This window comes from Prevotella intermedia ATCC 25611 = DSM 20706 (genome assembly GCF_001953955.1).
GTDB classification, from domain to species: Bacteria; Bacteroidota; Bacteroidia; order Bacteroidales; family Bacteroidaceae; genus Prevotella; species Prevotella intermedia.
In genome coordinates this window covers 1,326,749-1,343,935 of the sequence record NZ_CP019300.1, presented here as the reverse complement: position 1 = coordinate 1,343,935, position 17,187 = coordinate 1,326,749, and the positions used below count along the sequence as shown (strand labels likewise).

The window sequence follows — 17,187 nt, the reverse complement described above, 5'->3', positions numbered from 1 at the left end:
TTGGGAAATCTGCCGCTATTATTTTTATTTAGATAAATATTTTTGTCTTTTTACTTTTTCTCCCACCAAGTAAATCCCTTATAACGATTTTCACCACCGTATATAGATGCAGTAACTTTTTTAGGATCTTTATCATCTATATAGAAGTAAAGATAATATGCACCTCTGGTAGCAACGCCAGGCGAATTGTTCAATGGAGTAGGAGTACAAGTCCAATAGTTGCCGACTTCTCCAATGTTATAGAAACGACCATTATCATAACCACCCAAAGCTGGGAGGTAGAAACATTTTTTTATATCATCGGGACGACCAAATGGCACATTAGTGTTGTCATAAGAAGCTGATATTGCTTGTGTGGTATAATCTGTTCCATTAGGAGCAGATGTAGAACTGAAAGTCGGACTGATATAGTCTTTCTTCTTAAACCACATTCCGCCAGTATATAAATGTTTGTACATCACCCAAAGTTCTTCCGAATCCCAATGCGGGTCGCCGTGTTGAATATACCACCAAGCTTCATTAACGTTCGGACAGTCTTTGCAACTGCGATATGCTGGGGCAGGGAACGCTTTTTCATTATACCAACGCGGATCTTTAACACTCATAGGATAATGTGTTCCAGGGAGGGCATAGGTGGTCTTGGGTTGCTCATTCTCATATCCTTTCCAATAGTGTTGTCCGTTGTCGCAATCCCACATATAATATTTTTTATCTGAATAATCGGTTGGGTCTAATTTGGCTTTGATATCGTAGATTTTACCAGCTTCGCAATTAAGCTTAAAAGTCTTGGTTACAGTTCCTTTTATTTCTTCACTATAACTATTTTCTTTATAGCGTAACCAATAACGTACTGTCAGTTCATGGTCTCCCGGTGCAATAACGATATAGGAACCATTTTTTTCAATATTGGTTGAACCTTCAATAGAAAATCCGTCCCCCTTGATGAATAGTGTAATAATTTTATCACTATTATTAATCCGCGTAGGTGTATAGGAAAGTACACCGTTGCTGAAATTGTATGTGCCTGCAATATTATCTCTAGATATTACCTCTATCTTGAACAGCTTGCCATTTTTCTCCAACAACTCATTGGAAGTTGTCGGCAAAAAACAAAGGTAAGAAGACTTATGCGAAAGCTTAAACTTGAATCTCTCCCCGTTTCCCTTAGCTCTACCTACTCCACAGTCGCCTGACGCTCCGGCATGACTAAAGTCATTGGGAGTAGATTGCGTTTGTTCATTGGCAATCGTTACCTTATCTCCTGCTGTACTATTAGCACCAGTGTAATGAACTTCACAATTGTCTTTGAATGTACCCGATGAAAACGAGAATACACCATTAGACATATCGCTGCTGAATGTTCCCGCGCTACTTTGTTGCCATTGATTACTAATATTTTTTACCCAAATCCTGTCTCCTGTTGACCAGAATGGTGTCGCACCTTTGCCAATAGAATGGGTGATCGAGGTTCGGGTAGATGGATTTTCACTTGTGAAAGTTATGTTAGTAGCCGCGGGGTTCGGTTCTTTGTTTTTTTCCTCTTCTTGTGCCACATCGGCAGTGCAACCAGTCAATATCGCTGCCGTAAACAGACATGTGGTTTTGAAGAATAATTTGACTGTCTTCATTGTCATTTCCATTTTGTTATTTGTTATTAATTAGTTTCCGAATTGTTCTTCATCGAACTCTCCTTGCTTGGCAGTTTCTATGATGCCTCCCTGTCCAATGTGTTCATGATCACCGCTAACCGTAGTTAGTAAGTTTTCCACATTGACACCGATTACTTCGACTTCCGGCTTAAGATAAGCCTTTCTGTTTAATTGCATTTCTTTCATTTTAATTTGAATTTATGGGTGTAATATTACGTAAGTGGTTGGTTTATTCTCTCTTTTGCATTGAAACAAAACAACACGAAAATATCTGCAAAGAAATCCATTGGGATTACCTTGTATCTTGTAATTTGCGGTAGTTCTTCGCGCTCGTATGCGTGATAACATTATGTATAATAAAAGAAATAGAGACGTGTACTATTTTTCTCGTTTTACACACATCTTTTTAAAAGATGGAGAAAAATTCAGTGGTTTATACTGTCTCCTTAATACATTCACATTCTATTAATTATAATTTGACTGCAAAGATAGTTAAAGTTTCCGAATCCTACAAACTAATAACATAAAAAAGTTAAAGTGGTGCTATGTTTTTTGAATAAAAAGCCCTAATAAGTGTTTGTTAATAAGCTTTCTTATTAGGGCTTATAGGAATAATATTGCTTCTTTGTCAGTGCTTAATGAAAGCAATATGTTTGGATTTGCGAATTACCAAAGGTCGAGACGCTGCTCTTTTGGCAAGTAAAGTTTGTCGTTTGGCTGCACGTTGAAAGCGTCGTACCAAGCATCGATGTGTGGCAAAGCACCATTCACGCGCCATTCTCCCAACGAGTGAGGGTCGCTCTTGGTGCGATTGCGGATTTCAGCCTCTGTTATATTAGCCGCCCATACGCCTGAATAGGCAAGGAAGAAGCGTTGCTCGGGTGTGAAGCCGTAGATGTTTTGTGCTTTCTTGCCTTTCATTGCATTCTTCAATGCGTTGAAAGAAACCATCAGACCGCCATGGTCGGCAAGGTTTTCGCCCATTGTAAGGTTTCCGTTTGCCTTGAGGTCGGGCAGTACGCTGATGTTGCTAAAGAACTGACCGAATGGTGTTGTGCGTGCCTTGAACTTGTCGCCATCGCCCTTTGCCCACCAATCTTTCATGTTTCCGTCCTTGTCGTAGTTGCGGCCGTTGTCGTCGAAGCCGTGTGTCATCTCGTGTCCAATCACAACACCGATAGCTCCGTAGTTGAAGGCATCGTCTGCCTTAGGGTCGAAGAATGGGTATTGAAGAATACCAGCTGGGAAGCATATCTCGTTGGTCGTAGGGTTGTAATACGCATTTACCGTTTGTGGGTTCATATACCACTTGTCTTTGTCTACCGCTTTACCTGCCGTTTCCTCAATATGCACTTCGTGCCAGAACTTGCGGCAGTTCATTACGTTCTCGTAGTATGACTTTGTCGGGTCGATGCCAAGACGGCTTAAATCTTGCCATTTGTTAGGGTAACCCACCTTAACGTAGAAAGTAGACAACTTTTCGAGTGCTGCTTGCTTTGTTTCCTCGCTCATCCAGCTTTGTGCCTTGATGCGTTCAGCCAAGCTTACTTGAAGGTTCTTGATGAGTTCCTCCATACGTTGCTTGCTGCTCGCTGGGAAGTAGCGTTCGCAATAGATTCTGCCAAGTGCTTCGCCCATCTGGCTTTCAACCTGCTGTGTGGCACGCTTCCAACGTGGGTAATCTTGCTTTGTGCCACGCATTGTCTTGCTGAAGAAGTTGAAGTATTCGGCACGAACATCGTCGCTGAGATAATTTACCGCTTCGAGCATTACCTCCCACTCCATACGAGCACGAAGCTCATCGGCTGTTTCGGTTTCTGTAAGCTTGTCTACACCTGCCAAGAAGGTTGGCTGACCAATTATCATTTCCTGTATATATTCAGACTTTACACCGTCGGCATTTACCAATTGTTCCAAACGGATATTAGGATATTTAGCCTTGAAATCTGCCAAAGTCATCTTGTTGTAGTTGGCTTTCGAATCGCGAAGTTCGGTTCTGCTCTTTGAAATCAACGCAATGGCAGTTTCGTAACGCATAATGGCTTTGCTCTTCATCTCTGCCTGAGCCTGCGAGAAGCCGAAAAGCTTGAACATATTTACAATGTGCTGTTTGAACGCATTGCGTATTTCGGTGGTAGACTTGTCGTTGTCAAGATAGTAATCCTTCTGTCCTAACGTGAGCCCGCTTTGTCGGATATTCAGGATATTCATCTTTGCGTTCTTCTCGTCAGCACCAAATCCGTAGCTCACGGGCACACCATAGCTGCGACTTGCATACTTCAGCTGAATGGCACGAAGGTCGTCCAACGTCTTGGCAGCTTCCATTTCGTTGAGCAACGGCATTACGGGTGCAACGCCTTCTTTGTTTCGGCGCACAGAGTCCATAGCGAGTTTGTAGAAATCGCTCAGCTTTTGTTCCACGCTTCCAACCTTTGCTTTCGTCTTAAGCAAACCTGTTAGAATGGTGTTGATACGCTTGTTGTTGTCCTCGCCCAACTGGTCGAACGAACCATAACGTGAATAAGCTGCTGGCAATGGATTGTTTTTCTGCCAGCCACCTGTCGCAAACTGATAGAAATCATCAGCAGGACGAACCGTTCTGTCGAGATTGCTTTCCTTGATTCCAGCTTGTTTTTGTGCAAAACCCGTCAGTGGAACAGCAGCAATCATCATCATCGGTAAGATTGTTTTAATGTTCATTTTAAAAGTTTTTAGTTTTAAACTTCTCGTTATACTTCTCTTTTTAAACCTGTATGCGTTTTAAAAGTTTCATATAAGCGAACAAAGTTGGTTGAATTATTTATTGATTTTGTTTACTCTAATTTATTCATTCAGCAATGCCTCCAATGCTTCGGAAAGTTCAAGCCATTGTTCGTTTTCCTTGTCTAAATGGCGTTGCAGATCGGTGTATTCAGTAACGAGTTCCATATTCGATGCATTCTCTGCCGCCATCAGCAGTTCGTCGAGTTCGGCTTTGCGCTCTTCCATCTTGGCAATCTTCTTTTCCGAATCTTCTACGGCACGCTGCGTCTTTCTTATTCTCTTTTGTTGTTCCTTGTGTTCGGCGTACGATGCTGCACCCGATGTTGATTGAACAGTGGTTTCTGGCTTCGCATTGGCAGCGTTTTCTGCTACGGAAGCAACGGTATTCGTACTTGCCTTGCTTAAACTTTCTTGTATTGTTTCGGCATTGTGGGCACGCAAATAGTCGTAAATGCCACCCAAATGCTCACGCACCTTGCCTCCGCCAAATTCATACACCTTGCTTACCAAACCATCAAGGAACTCTCTGTCGTGCGAAACGATAATGGCTGTTCCATCGAAAGCCTTAATCGCTTCTTTCAAAACCTCCTTTGAAGTTATGTCCAAGTGGTTGGTAGGCTCGTCGAGAATTAAGAGATTAACAGGTTCCAGCAGCAGTTTTATCATTGCCAAACGCGAACGTTCGCCACCCGAAAGCACTTTGACTTTCTTCTCAGACGTTTCGCCACCAAACATAAACGCACCTAAAAGGTCGTTTATCTTCAAGCGCATATCGCCTTTCGCTACTTGGTCGATGGTTTCAAAAATAGTTATGCTCTCGTCTAAAAGCTGGGCTTGATTCTGTGCAAAATAACCAATCTGCACGTTGTGCCCTATCTTTAAGTTGCCATCGAAAGGTATTTCGCCCATAATACACTTTACAAGAGTAGACTTGCCTTCACCATTCTTGCCTACAAAAGCTACTTTCTCGCCTCGCTTAATGGTCATGTCTACCTTGTCGAATACAAGGCGTGGCGGATACTCCTTGCGTACATTGTCGCAGATAACGGGATAATCGCCACTTCGCAAACACGGTGGAAACTTTAAGCGCATAGCCGAATTGTCCACCTCGTCTACTTCTATCGGAACGATTTTCTCTAATTGCTTTATGCGTTGTTGCACCTGAACGGCTTTCGTAGCCTGATAGCGAAACCTGTCTACAAAGGCTTTTATATCGGCTATTTCCTTTTGTTGGTTTTCGTATGCGCGCAGTTGCTGCTCTCTACGCTCTTTGCGCAAGACAAGATACTCGTCGTATTTCACCTTGTAATCCTCTACCCTGCCGCAAGTTATTTCCAATGTACGGTTCGTTACATTATTTATGAAGGCACGGTCGTGAGATACCAACACCACCGCTTTGGCACTTTGAGCAAGAAACTGTTCCAACCATTGTATTGACTCGATGTCCAAATGGTTGGTAGGCTCGTCAAGTAACAGTACATCGGGACGGCGTAAAAGTATCTTAGCCAATTCGATACGCATACGCCAACCACCCGAAAATTCAGATGTAGGACGGTCGAAGTCGGTACGCTCGAAACCTAAACCGACAAGTGTACGCTCTATTTCTGCTTCATAGTTCTCACCGCCAAGCAGCATAAAGCGTTCGTGTTCCTGCGTAAACTTCTCTACCAATTCAGCATAGCTTTCGCTTTCATAATCGGTACGTTCAGCCATTTCTTGCTGCATACGCTCCAGTTTTTCTTTCATTTTGGTAGCATCTGCAAATGCCTTGCGTGTTTCTTCCTTTACCGTAGTATCGTCCGACAGTTTCATTACCTGTGGCAAATAGCCAATGGTAGTATCGTTCGGAACAGCCACAACACCTGCTGTGGGGCGTTGTAAACCACAAAGAATTTTAAGCATTGTAGATTTTCCTGCACCATTCTTACCCACCAACGCTATGCGGTCGCGGTCGTTTACCACAAAAGAAACATTATGGAAGAGTGGTTTTACACCAAACTCAACTTTTAAACCTTCGATTGACAGCATCTTATCCTATTCTCTTTTCTTCTTAATTTGCAATTGCAAAGATACGCAATATTTTTGTAACTGACCGCAACCAACCTTACTTTTATTAGTGCGCAGATGCGTTGCGGTAAAATCAAGGAAAAAGAATGAAACAATGGGAAATCAGTTTCAATAACCTGTTCTATGGAGAAAAGAAAGAGGATAAAAGTGTAAATATTTTTTATAAGAGAATCTATCGTGTAACTATCTACTTGTCAATGCGTTGCAAAACCTATTGTTTTGCGTTCCAAAAGCGGCTGTTTTGCACGGTAAAAGCGTAGGTTTTGCATCGCAAAACAGCCGCTTTCGCAATGCCAAAACGAAGTTATCACTTATTAAGAGAATTATCTTTACAAAATCAGGGTGGTTTTCAGAATCTTCTTTAAACAAGGAAGGGAATCCTTACTTCACCAATATCTTTCTATTGAAGCAAAAGAACAACGATGCTTTCGCTTATTTTTCTTAAAATATCGGCGAAGGTAATGCAATATATAAAGAAAAACAGTATCTTTGTATAAAACCAAAAATCGCATAAGATGAACGCATATACAAAGCATATAGCGCAAACGCTTAATCTATCGGAGAAAAACGTCGATGCAACGCTAACATTGCTGAATGACGGTTGCACCATACCTTTCATTGCAAGGTACCGAAAGGAACGCACAGGAAACCTTGACGAAGTGCAGATTACACGTATTGCAGAAATGAACGATCGCTTGATGGAAACCGACAAGCGTAAGGAAACCATTCTGAAAACAATAAGCGAACAAGGAAAACTGACGGAAGAATTAGAAAATAAAATCGTGAATTGCTGGGACAATTCCGTACTGGAAGACTTGTATTTGCCCTTTAAGCCAAAACGCAGAACAAAGGCACAGATAGCACGCGAACAAGGACTTGAACCACTTGCAACACTGCTGTTGATGCAAAGAGAGCAGAATCCAATGGCTGCCAGCAAGCGTTTTGTAAAGGACGATGTGCAGGACGAGGCGGCAGCACTGCAAGGTGCAAAGGACATTATTGCTGAGATGGTGAGCGAAGACCAACAAGCACGCAACACGGTGCGCAATGCTTACAAGCGTGAAGCGATGATTTCGTCAAGGGTGATAAAGAAAGTAGAAGATACGGACGAAGCACAAAAGTTTTCAGACTACTTTGATTTCTTTGAACCGTTGCGTCGTTGCAATAGCCATCGTCTGTTGGCAATGCGGCGAGGAGAAGCTGCGGGCATTTTACGGGTAAGTATTTCGATTGACGGAGAGGAATGTATCGACCGTCTGAACCGCCAGTTCGTACACGGCAGAGGTGCTTGCCAGACTTTGGTAGCAGAAGCAGTTGAAGATAGTTTCAAGCGTTTAATCAACCCAAGCATTGAAAACGAGTTTGCAGGATTGAGCAAAGAAAGAGCCGACGAGGAAGCTATTAAGGTGTTTACCGAAAACTTGCGTCAGCTGTTGCTGTCTGCCCCACTCGGACAAAAGCGTGTATTGGCACTTGACCCAGGATTTGCCAATGGTTGCAAAATAGCGTGTTTAGACGCACAGGGCAACCTTTTGCACCACGAAATTATTTATCCGCACCCACCAAAACGACTCTACGCACAAGCTACTGTAGCTGTATTGCGAATGATTCGCCAATACAATATCGAGGCAATTGCAATAGGAAACGGAACGGCAAGCCGCGAATCGAAGGAGTTCATAACCGATTGTCTGTCGCATTTAGCTGAAGAAGGAAAGGAAACACCGAAAGTATTTGTAGTCAGCGAAGACGGTGCATCTATCTATTCTGCCTCTTTGACAGCACGAGAAGAGTTTCCCGATGAGGACGTAACGACGCGTGGAGCTGTCTCTATTGGGCGAAGACTGATGGATCCATTAGCAGAATTAGTGAAAATCGACCCTAAGAATATCGGCGTGGGGCAATATCAGCACGATGTAGACCAAGCAAAACTAAGGCATTCGTTAGACCAAACGGTGGAAAGTTGCGTAAACCAGGTGGGAGTGAACCTTAATACAGCTTCAAAACATCTATTAATGTATGTCAGTGGGTTAGGTTCTGCATTGGCACAGAATATTGTCGATTATCGAAAAGAACACGGAGCATTTACTTCGCGCGCGCAACTGAAGAAGGTGCCACGCCTTGGCGCAGTGGCTTTCCAGCAATGTGCAGGCTTCCTTCGCATACCAAACGCAAAAAATCCGCTCGACAATTCGGCGGTACACCCAGAGAGTTACCACATTGTTGAGGCAATGGCAGAAGAGCAGAAATGCAGTGTTAGTGAGCTAATCAGCAATAAAGAAATTATTAAGCGTATCGACTTAAATCGTTATGTATCAGATGAAGTAGGACTACTAACGCTGAACGATATTCTGCAAGAGTTGGAAAAGCCAGGGCGCGACCCACGCGAACAATTGGAAGAATTTGAGTTTGATACTTCTGTGCACTCCATCGACGACCTTAAAGAAGGTATGGAACTGCCTGGAATCGTAACGAACATAACAAATTTCGGTGCATTTGTAGATATTGGTGTCCACCAAGATGGACTTGTTCACATTTCGCAACTAAGCAATAAGTTTGTTTCTGACCCCAACACTGTTGTACATTTGCATCAGCACGTGCGTGTTAGGGTTACACAAATAGACTATAAACGCAACCGAATAGGATTGAGTATGAAGAATGTAAAGCAATAAACAAGCGTTTACTGCATCAGATTAATAAATGAAAAAAGGTTGCAAATCTTGCGATTTACAACCTTTATTTTATGCTTTTAAGCTATTAATTACTTAACCTTTTCTACAATAGCCTTGAATGCTTCAGGGTTATTTGCAGCGAGGTCAGCAAGCACCTTGCGATTGATTTCGATACCTGACTTGTGCAATGCGCCCATCAATTGGCTGTAGCTCATATCGTAAAGACGAGCAGCAGCATTGATACGCTGAATCCAAAGTGCACGGAATGTGCGCTTCTTGTTACGGCGGTCGCGGTAAGCATAAGTCAAACCTTTCTCATAGGTGTTCTTAGCTACTGTCCAAACATTCTTACGGGCACCAAAGTAACCCTTAGTCTTCTTAAGAATTCTTGTTCTCTTTGCTTTAGAAGCAACATGATTTACTGATCTTGGCATAGTTTTCTTTCCTTTTAATTTGTTTGACTAATGTTTATTAACGAAGATTAAACAGGTCGCGTACCTGCTTCATGTTGCTACTGTCCACGATTGCACTGTGAACGAGATTTCTCTTCTGTTTCTTTGTCTTCTTAGTCAAGATGTGACTGTGGTAAGCACGATTACGCTTTACCTTACCTGTTCCCGTGAAGCTGAATCTTTTCTTTGCTCCAGAGTTTGTCTTTTGTTTTGGCATTTTTCTTAATTTTTAAAATTATTATTGATATTCATCTGTGGCAACGTATATACCAAGACGTTACGCACAGGCACTTTTCTGCGTCTTCTCTTCAAAGATACATCAAGCTTTCTTATTCATTCTTTAGTTTGTCAAGTGCTGCAGAACCGTTCTTCGCATTTGCAAAAAGACCATTGTCAACATTACTATTATTGCTATTTTCGCCCTTGGCAGCTTCGGCATTCTTTGCTGCGCCTTCTGCTTCTTCGCGGTCGCGACGCTGTTGGCTCTTTTTCGTTATGCCTGCTTTCTTGGGTGAAAGGTAAAGAAACATCTTCTTTCCTTCGAGCTTTGGCAACTGTTCTACCTTTGCAAGTTCTTCCAAATCGTTGGCAAAACGCAGCAATAGTACTTCTCCTTGCTCTTTAAAGAGAATTGAACGTCCACGGAAGAACACGTATGCACGCACTTTATTACCCTCATTGAGGAACTCTTGTGCGTGTTTCAGCTTAAACTGATAGTCGTGTTCATCGGTTTGAGGCCCGAAACGTATCTCTTTAATATCCTGCTTCACCTGCTTCTGCTTCATCTCTTTCTGATGTTTCTTCTGCTGGTAAAGGAACTTTGAATAGTCGATGATACGACAAACTGGAGGTTGTGCGTTAGGAGATATTTCTACAAGGTCTACACCTTCTTTGCGAGCAATGTCTAATGCTTTGCGAGTAGGCATTACTTCTGCATTACCTTCGCTTACCACACGTACTTCCCGTGCATGGATTTGTTCATTCACACGGTACTGTAACTTCATTTTGTCATTCTTCATTCAACTATATTAAAGTTTTATTTTTTGTTATTAAACGGCTGCAAAGATACGGCTTTTACAATGATTAGCCAAATTTTTAGTATTATTTTTATCTTCAATTCATTGATAGAAAGCCACTTTTTGCTATTTCACCATATTTTATACCAATATTATCCTTAAGTCTTATTTCTTTAAGGCTAAATTGTAATTATAATATTTTGTTATACCTGTAATATCTTCAACCACTTCTATGAATGGAGGAAAAATAATGTCTTCGTGTTTGATAACTCCTTTCGTTTCTAATATCTGCAAACCATTATAAGGTTGGATAAAGGAATCTAATTCAAAGAACTGTCCTTTCCAAATAAAAGTTTGACGTGTCTTATGAATTGTTTGACGGTATGGGTCGGCTTGTCTGAGTAACGATTCATAAAGATTATTGTCTATCTGTCGTTCGGTTTCTACCTGTTCGTTGTTTGGCAACGTTTTTATCGTAGTGCGCACATTGACAGAAATACCATTCAGTGTGCGACGACGCAAACGGACTTCGCTGCGCGGGTCTGAAGTAAGATAGGTCTGTATAATCTTACTTGTTATTACTTCAGGTATCTCTCCTTTTAAACGAACAATATACTTTCGCTCTTGAATAGCTTGGCGTGGGATTTCCAGTACATCGGAAATTTCCTGCAAAACTCTTTCAAGTTTAGTCTCAAACTTTTCGTGATTATTGATAACACGCAAATGAGGGTGCTCCGACCAAGCATGGATAACCTTCTTATCGAGTTCGCGTGCCAATTCAATGCCTTCCGTTCTTTCCTTATTCGTAGCTGTTGTATAAAACTGTTCTGCACCATCTGCTGCACTTACCAAGTGTAAAACGGCATCGTAACGAGAGCGCAATATTTCATTGTTTGTATCAACTGCAGATGTAATACTTTCCCAAAGAGTTGGTTTCATATAGGCTGAAATATCCATCGTTCCGCGGTCGCATACGATGAGAACGGGCTGCTTTATACTTTTCGCCATTTGTTGGAACTTATCTTCCAATGCAATTTGCATTTCTAAAGTGGCCTTCTCGCCTTCATAAAAGAAGTCTTTATTGTCGGTAAGATAGTCCATACCCGCCTGCAAGAATAATGTAGGCAGCTCTGGAATAATGAACACTTTGTAGCCTATGCTCGAAAAGTGTTCCATAATTTTCACCAAGGCGGTCGTTTTACCTGCACACGGTCCACCTGTAAGTACTATTTTCTTCATAAACCAAATATCCCTTACACCTATTAAAGATGAAAGGGATAATTTTATTATAGTGCTTTAAAAATCAATCTGCACAAACTCTCTTTCGAGAATTTATATTATTCAGTTGCTGGAGCTTCTTCTTCCGCTGTTTCAACTTCCTCTACTGGAGCTTCAACAGTTTCTTTTACTTCTTCAGCTTTAGATTCTGGTTGGTTCTCTGCAACAACTGTTACAGGGAGCTTAACTTCAACATCTTTGAAGAAGTGAATAGTAGCTTCGAATGTCCCAACCTTTTTAATATCGCGCATTGTGATAATCTTGCGGTCGATTTCAATACCCTTCTTAGCCAATTCTTCAGCTACGATGGCAGTATTAACAGAACCGTAAGTTACACCAGTTGCAGATACTTTTGCTGCAATTACCAACTCTACACCATCAAGTTGTGCAGCACGCTTTTCAGCGTCAGCTTTCTTAGCAGCAATCTTTGCAGCTTGCTGCCTCAAGTCTTCAGCCAATTGCTTCTTTGCAGAAGGAGAAGCGATTACACCTTTACCTGTTGGAATAAGGTAGTTACGACCGTATCCGCTTTTTACATTTACAATATCGTTCTTGTAACCAAGTCCGATAATATCTTCTTTCAGTATAATTTCCATATCTTTAGCCTCCTCTTTTATTTCATCAAATCGGTTACGTATGGAAGCAAAGCAATCTGACGAGCACGTTTAACAGCCTGTGCTACACGACGCTGATACTTCAAAGATGTTCCAGTAATGCGACGTGGAAGAATCTTTCCTTGTTCGTTCAAGAACTTCTTAAGGAATTCGCCGTCCTTATAGTCGATGTACTTAATACCGCTCTTCTTGAAACGACAATACTTTTTCTTCTTAGTGTCAATAGACGGTGCGGTCAAATAACGAATTTCTGTCTTTTTCTGCTCTGCCATAATTAAGCCTCCTTTTTAGCTGCCCATTTAGCGCGACGCTTCTCAGCGTATGCTGCTGAGTACTTGTCTTGCTTAACGGTAATGAAACGAATAACTTTCTCGTCGCGGCGGAAGCCTGTTTCGAGAGTTTTAATAACTGATGGTTCTGCATTGAACTCCAACATAGCGTAGAAGCCTGAAGACTTCTTCTGAATGTTGTAAGCCAACTTCTTGAGACCCCAAATCTCTTCGTTCAAGATTTCAGCACCTTTGTCGGTGAGCAGTTTCTTGAATTTAGCGACCGCTTCCTTCATCTGTTCATCAGACAAAACGGGAGTCAAAATGAAAACGGTTTCGTATTGATTCATACTACTTATTGAATAATTTATTTATTAAAAATATGCACCTCTATTTTGAAATGCGGTGCAAAAGTACTGTTTTTTTATGAACTAACCAAATGTTTTTCGTACTTTTGCATTCTATGAAAGGATATATCAAATATTTAGGACTATTTTCCGTGCTGGCAGGCATTATGTTGTTTGCCATTCACATCTTATTAAATATAAAAGGGAATAGTCTGCTTTTTTCTGGATTAACATTGGTAATAGGCGGAACAATCGCCTATGTAAAATTAGAAAAACACTCATAGTGTAGCGTATATTACAAACAAAAAGCTCAATGAAATTGTCCATTGAGCTTTTTGTATTTATGGTTTACTCTTCGTCTGGTACGATGAGTTTGTATCCCTTACCGTGGATATTGATAATTTCGATTTGGTCGTCGGCTTTCAAATGCTTGCGCAACTTGGTAATGTAAACGTCCATTGAGCGTGCATTGAAATAGTTGTCGTCTATCCAAATTGTTTTCAAGGCATAGTCGCGTTGTAAAATTTCGTTGGAGTGTGCGCAAAGCAGAGCGAGCAATTCGTTCTCTTTTGTCGTAAGCTTAGTTGCCTTCTCTGGGTCGTTGTCGAGTGTAAGCAACTGCTTTTGTGTATCGAACGCAAATCGTCCAATTTGGTAGAGCGTTGATTCCTTTGTTCGCTTTCCACGTACACGACGAAGAATGGCCTCAATACGGAATACAAGTTCTTCCATTGAGAAAGGCTTCGTGATATAATCGTCTGCACCAATCTTGAAGCCAGCAAGAATGTCTTCTTTAAGCTGCTTGGCTGTCAGGAAGATAATTGGTATTTCTGCATTTGTCTGACGGATTTCCTGTGCCAATGTAAAACCATCTTTCTTTGGCATCATCACGTCGAGTACACAGATGTCGTACTTATTCTTCAAGAATGTTCTATATCCGATTTCACCATCAGGACAGAGGTCTGCTTGATAGCCCTTAGCCTGCAAATACTCACTCAACAATGTTCCGAGATTCTCATCATCTTCACACAATAAAATCTTGAAATTTTCTTCCATATCTTTTCTCCTTTAATTTAAATTGTTTATTCTTGTTTATTTGTCTAACAGCACTGGCAAAATGATTGTGAATTTTGTACCTTTGCCGTATTCGCTATCTACTCTTATCTCGCCTTCGTGCAGATCTACCATTCTTTTAACGTATGCTAAACCCAACCCGAAGCCTTTCACATCGTGTCGGTTTCCCGTATGTACACGATAGAACTTTTCAAACACTTTCTTCAAATTCTCTCTCTTTATACCTTGCCCCGTATCGCGTATTGATAAATAGAGGTGGTCGTTTGTATTCCAAGTCTTCAAGTAAACATTTAACGGTTGGTCTGCTTTTGCATATTTTACAGCATTATCCAACAAGTTGAATATTACGTTTTGGAAGTGCATTTCGTCTACATACATCTTAGAATCTATTGCATCTATTTCTGTATATACCTTGCCACCTGTATGCTCTACACGCAGTGTGAACGAATGGGCAATGGTTTCCACCATCTCGTTCAAGTCCACATACTTCTTCTTCAGCACGGCTTTCTTGCTATCGTACATACTCATCTGTAGCACTTTCTCTACCAAGAAACGCAGACGCTTGGTTTCGTCGTTCACCACCCCACCAAGATGCTCTATCATTTTGGGCGACTTTGTCAGACTCTTATCGTTCATCATCTGTGCCGCCAACGATATACTTGCTATCGGCGTCTTCAGTTCGTGCGTCATATTGTTTACAAAGTCATTCTTTATCTCCGAGTATTTCTTCTGTCGGAAGATAATCACAATCGTGAAAATGAACGTTACCAACAATACTATGGTGAAGATGATTGACGGAATCATAAAACGAACACTCGAGAAGATGTAGCTGTTCATTTCTGGAAAATGCACCTTTACCACGCCCATTCTGTTTGGTGGGTCGTTGCGAAAAAGCACTTGCGAATAGCTATTCTCTTCCCCATCGCTAACATAGTCGGGACACTTGTACACTTCGCGTCCATCTTGTGTCAGCACCGAAAAGTGGTAAGGAATATTAATTCCGTTGTTCATCATCTCCGCTTTCAAGTCTTGGTCGAGCATCTTAAAGTTAATACGCTCATTCAAAGGCTTGTCAGAAGCAGCATAAAGAATGTTGTAAACCACCTCTTCCAATAAGGCTTTCTGATAAACGTAGCGATTTCGCACCACTTCCTGCATCTTCCGTTTGGTTGCTGAAATGGTTCCTGTATCGTTGCGAAGTATGGTTGCCTTCATTCTCAGCGAGGGGTTGCTTTGCGCCAATTTCGATTCAAACGAAGAATAAGAATCACTTTCATCGGTTATAGTTGGTACCTGATGTGCCCCCGCTATATCTTTTCGTTGTGCAGAATCAGCTTTTGTGGATTTCAATTCGTTATTGTTCACATCTTTCTCCAAGAATCTTAACGTCTCGTTAAGTTCCATATTGCGAGAAGCCTGATAGAGTGCGCGGTTCACCGATTCGTCGAATTGCTCTTTCTTCATCTCTGCCATCTCCTCAATATAATTGAGTTGAAGCGAAAGAAGGGCAAGGAACGAGAGTCCCATTATGATTGCAATTGTCCAAATCGTCTTTTTATTCATATTATTTACCTACAACTTACATTGAAAACGTTAAGCTACGCCCACGTAATGCTTACATTTGTTTTAACTGGAAGCAAAGGTAATAAAATTCTTAAGCCATTAACAATCAAAAGTTAATTATCACTGCTATATTTATTTATATTAACTATAAAATGAAATTATAATTAACATTTATCAATCTAAAAGGTTAAAATAGATACTGATATTACCTTAAAAAGAACTTAAAAGAAGAAAAATAGCCTTCTTTTGATTTGCAAGTTAGTACAGATTTCATACAAAAATGCTTATCTTTGCACGCATTATAAAAACAGCAGTATGGCAAAATCGAAACGTAAAAAGAACAATCATAAAAGTCTGAAGATAGTTGGCACTATCGTCGGTATCGGTATTTTAGTAGCTTACTTCTTCTTATTCTCTTCTATGTCGAGCAGCGGTAAAACCGAGTATATTTTTATCGACCACAACGATAACATAGACTCTGTTTACCACAAGTTGGAAAAAGTATCTACCAAGCATAGCTTATGGGCTTTCAAACAAATGGCAGCCGTATTCTCTTATAAAGATAACATCAAGCCAGGCAGATACACCATTGGCAGCTCGGGCGCATTGTTGACATTTCGCAACTTTAAGAATGGCAGACAAGCCTCTATCTCGCTTACCATACGTTCAGTTCGTACGCTGGGCGACTTGGCTTCCGATGTAAGCAAAAAGCTGATGTTCTCAAAGAGAGAGTTAATGGATTCACTCACTTCCGAAGCCGTTTGTAAAAGATATGGCTATACCCGTGAAAATATTATTGCTATGTTCGTACCAAACACTTACGATTTCTATTGGGACACTTCTATTTCAACTTTCTTGAAGAAAATGGAAAAAGAAAACAAGAAGTTTTGGACTTTCGAGCGCACCCAAAAAGCTGAAAACAATGGTTTCAGCAAAGAAGAAGTAATGACTTTGGCAAGTATTGTAGACGAAGAAACCGACAACGAGGGCGAAATGCCCAAGATTGCAGGTATGTATATCAACCGTCTAAACAAAAAAATGCCTCTACAAGCCGACCCTACAGTGAAGTTTGCACTCGGAAAATTCGAGGCGCATCGTATCTATCACAAATGGTTAAGCTACGACAGTCCATACAATACTTATAAATATAAAGGACTTCCCCCAGGCCCTATCCGCATTCCTTGCGTTGCTGCTATTGATGCTGTTTTAAACTATGTGCACCACAACTATCTGTATATGTGCGCAAAAGAAGATTTCAGCGGTACACACAACTTTGCAGAAACCTACGAGGAACATTCGGTTAATGCAGAAAAATATGCTAAAGCATTAACCGCAAGAGGAATAGAATAAGCAATTCTCGTATTAAAAAAATATGGCTCTTTGAAAGCTTTTATTTCTTTCAAAGAGCCATAATTATATTATAATA

At 41.1% G+C, this 17,187-nt stretch carries 15 protein-coding genes; 2 read left to right on the top strand and 13 right to left on the bottom strand.

The window, feature by feature from the left end:
* Positions 1 to 50 precede the first annotated feature (50 nt).
* The 4 genes from BWX39_RS05685 to abc-f form a co-directional block, all read right to left on the bottom strand.
* Entirely contained in the window at positions 51 to 1,634 is a 1,584-nt protein-coding gene (locus tag BWX39_RS05685) for a hypothetical protein (RefSeq protein ID WP_244271457.1), read from the bottom strand.
* 24 nt (positions 1,635 to 1,658) lie between these two features.
* Positions 1,659 to 1,826 carry a hypothetical protein gene (locus BWX39_RS12235; protein WP_162147726.1) on the bottom strand — a complete coding sequence of 56 codons (168 nt, stop codon included), beginning with the start codon at positions 1,824 to 1,826 and terminating at the stop codon, positions 1,659 to 1,661.
* Positions 1,827 to 2,315: 489 nt separating this feature from the next.
* A complete protein-coding gene (locus tag BWX39_RS05680; RefSeq protein WP_028906196.1) occupies positions 2,316 to 4,349 on the bottom strand; it encodes a M13 family metallopeptidase in 2,034 nt (677 codons plus the stop codon).
* A 123-nt stretch (positions 4,350 to 4,472) separates the two neighbouring features.
* Positions 4,473 to 6,440: a ribosomal protection-like ABC-F family protein gene (gene abc-f, locus BWX39_RS05675; protein ID WP_028906195.1), complete on the bottom strand. Its 1,968-nt coding sequence runs from the start codon at positions 6,438 to 6,440 to the stop codon at positions 4,473 to 4,475.
* Positions 6,441 to 6,994: 554 nt separating this feature from the next.
* Between abc-f and BWX39_RS05665 the strand changes: the two genes are divergently transcribed.
* Entirely contained in the window at positions 6,995 to 9,148 is a 2,154-nt protein-coding gene (locus BWX39_RS05665) for a Tex family protein (protein WP_028906194.1), read from the top strand.
* Between the two features lie 89 nt (positions 9,149 to 9,237).
* Here BWX39_RS05665 and rplT read toward each other — a convergent pair whose 3' ends face one another.
* From rplT to BWX39_RS05615, 9 genes are all read right to left on the bottom strand, one after another.
* Positions 9,238 to 9,582, bottom strand: a complete 345-nt coding sequence (gene rplT / locus BWX39_RS05660; RefSeq protein WP_014710090.1) for a 50S ribosomal protein L20 — start codon at positions 9,580 to 9,582, stop codon at positions 9,238 to 9,240.
* Between the two features lie 37 nt (positions 9,583 to 9,619).
* Positions 9,620 to 9,817, bottom strand: coding sequence for a 50S ribosomal protein L35 (gene rpmI / locus BWX39_RS05655; RefSeq protein ID WP_014710091.1), 198 nt, complete (start codon positions 9,815 to 9,817; stop codon positions 9,620 to 9,622).
* A gap of 112 nt (positions 9,818 to 9,929) precedes the next feature.
* A complete protein-coding gene (gene infC, locus BWX39_RS05650) occupies positions 9,930 to 10,619 on the bottom strand; it encodes a translation initiation factor IF-3 (RefSeq protein WP_014710092.1) in 690 nt (229 codons plus the stop codon).
* A gap of 162 nt (positions 10,620 to 10,781) precedes the next feature.
* The gene (locus BWX39_RS05645; RefSeq protein WP_028906193.1) at positions 10,782 to 11,855 is read right to left on the bottom strand and encodes an AAA family ATPase; all 1,074 of its coding nucleotides are present in this window, start codon (positions 11,853 to 11,855) and stop codon (positions 10,782 to 10,784) included.
* Between the two features lie 98 nt (positions 11,856 to 11,953).
* Positions 11,954 to 12,490, bottom strand: a complete 537-nt coding sequence (gene rplI / locus BWX39_RS05640; RefSeq protein WP_028906192.1) for a 50S ribosomal protein L9 — start codon at positions 12,488 to 12,490, stop codon at positions 11,954 to 11,956.
* A 17-nt stretch (positions 12,491 to 12,507) separates the two neighbouring features.
* Positions 12,508 to 12,780: a 30S ribosomal protein S18 gene (gene rpsR / locus BWX39_RS05635; RefSeq protein ID WP_004364847.1), complete on the bottom strand. Its 273-nt coding sequence runs from the start codon at positions 12,778 to 12,780 to the stop codon at positions 12,508 to 12,510.
* Between the two features lie 2 nt (positions 12,781 to 12,782).
* Complete coding sequence (gene rpsF / locus BWX39_RS05630) at positions 12,783 to 13,127, bottom strand: 30S ribosomal protein S6 (protein ID WP_024998795.1); 345 nt, start codon at positions 13,125 to 13,127, stop codon at positions 12,783 to 12,785.
* A 345-nt stretch (positions 13,128 to 13,472) separates the two neighbouring features.
* Positions 13,473 to 14,180 carry a response regulator transcription factor RprY gene (gene rprY / locus BWX39_RS05620; protein ID WP_014710097.1) on the bottom strand — a complete coding sequence of 236 codons (708 nt, stop codon included), beginning with the start codon at positions 14,178 to 14,180 and terminating at the stop codon, positions 13,473 to 13,475.
* 36 nt (positions 14,181 to 14,216) lie between these two features.
* Positions 14,217 to 15,761: a sensor histidine kinase gene (locus BWX39_RS05615; RefSeq protein WP_028906191.1), complete on the bottom strand. Its 1,545-nt coding sequence runs from the start codon at positions 15,759 to 15,761 to the stop codon at positions 14,217 to 14,219.
* A 315-nt stretch (positions 15,762 to 16,076) separates the two neighbouring features.
* Between BWX39_RS05615 and mltG the strand changes: the two genes are divergently transcribed.
* Positions 16,077 to 17,111, top strand: coding sequence for an endolytic transglycosylase MltG (gene mltG, locus BWX39_RS05610; protein WP_028906190.1), 1,035 nt, complete (start codon positions 16,077 to 16,079; stop codon positions 17,109 to 17,111).
* The last annotated feature ends 76 nt before the right edge of the window (positions 17,112 to 17,187 follow it).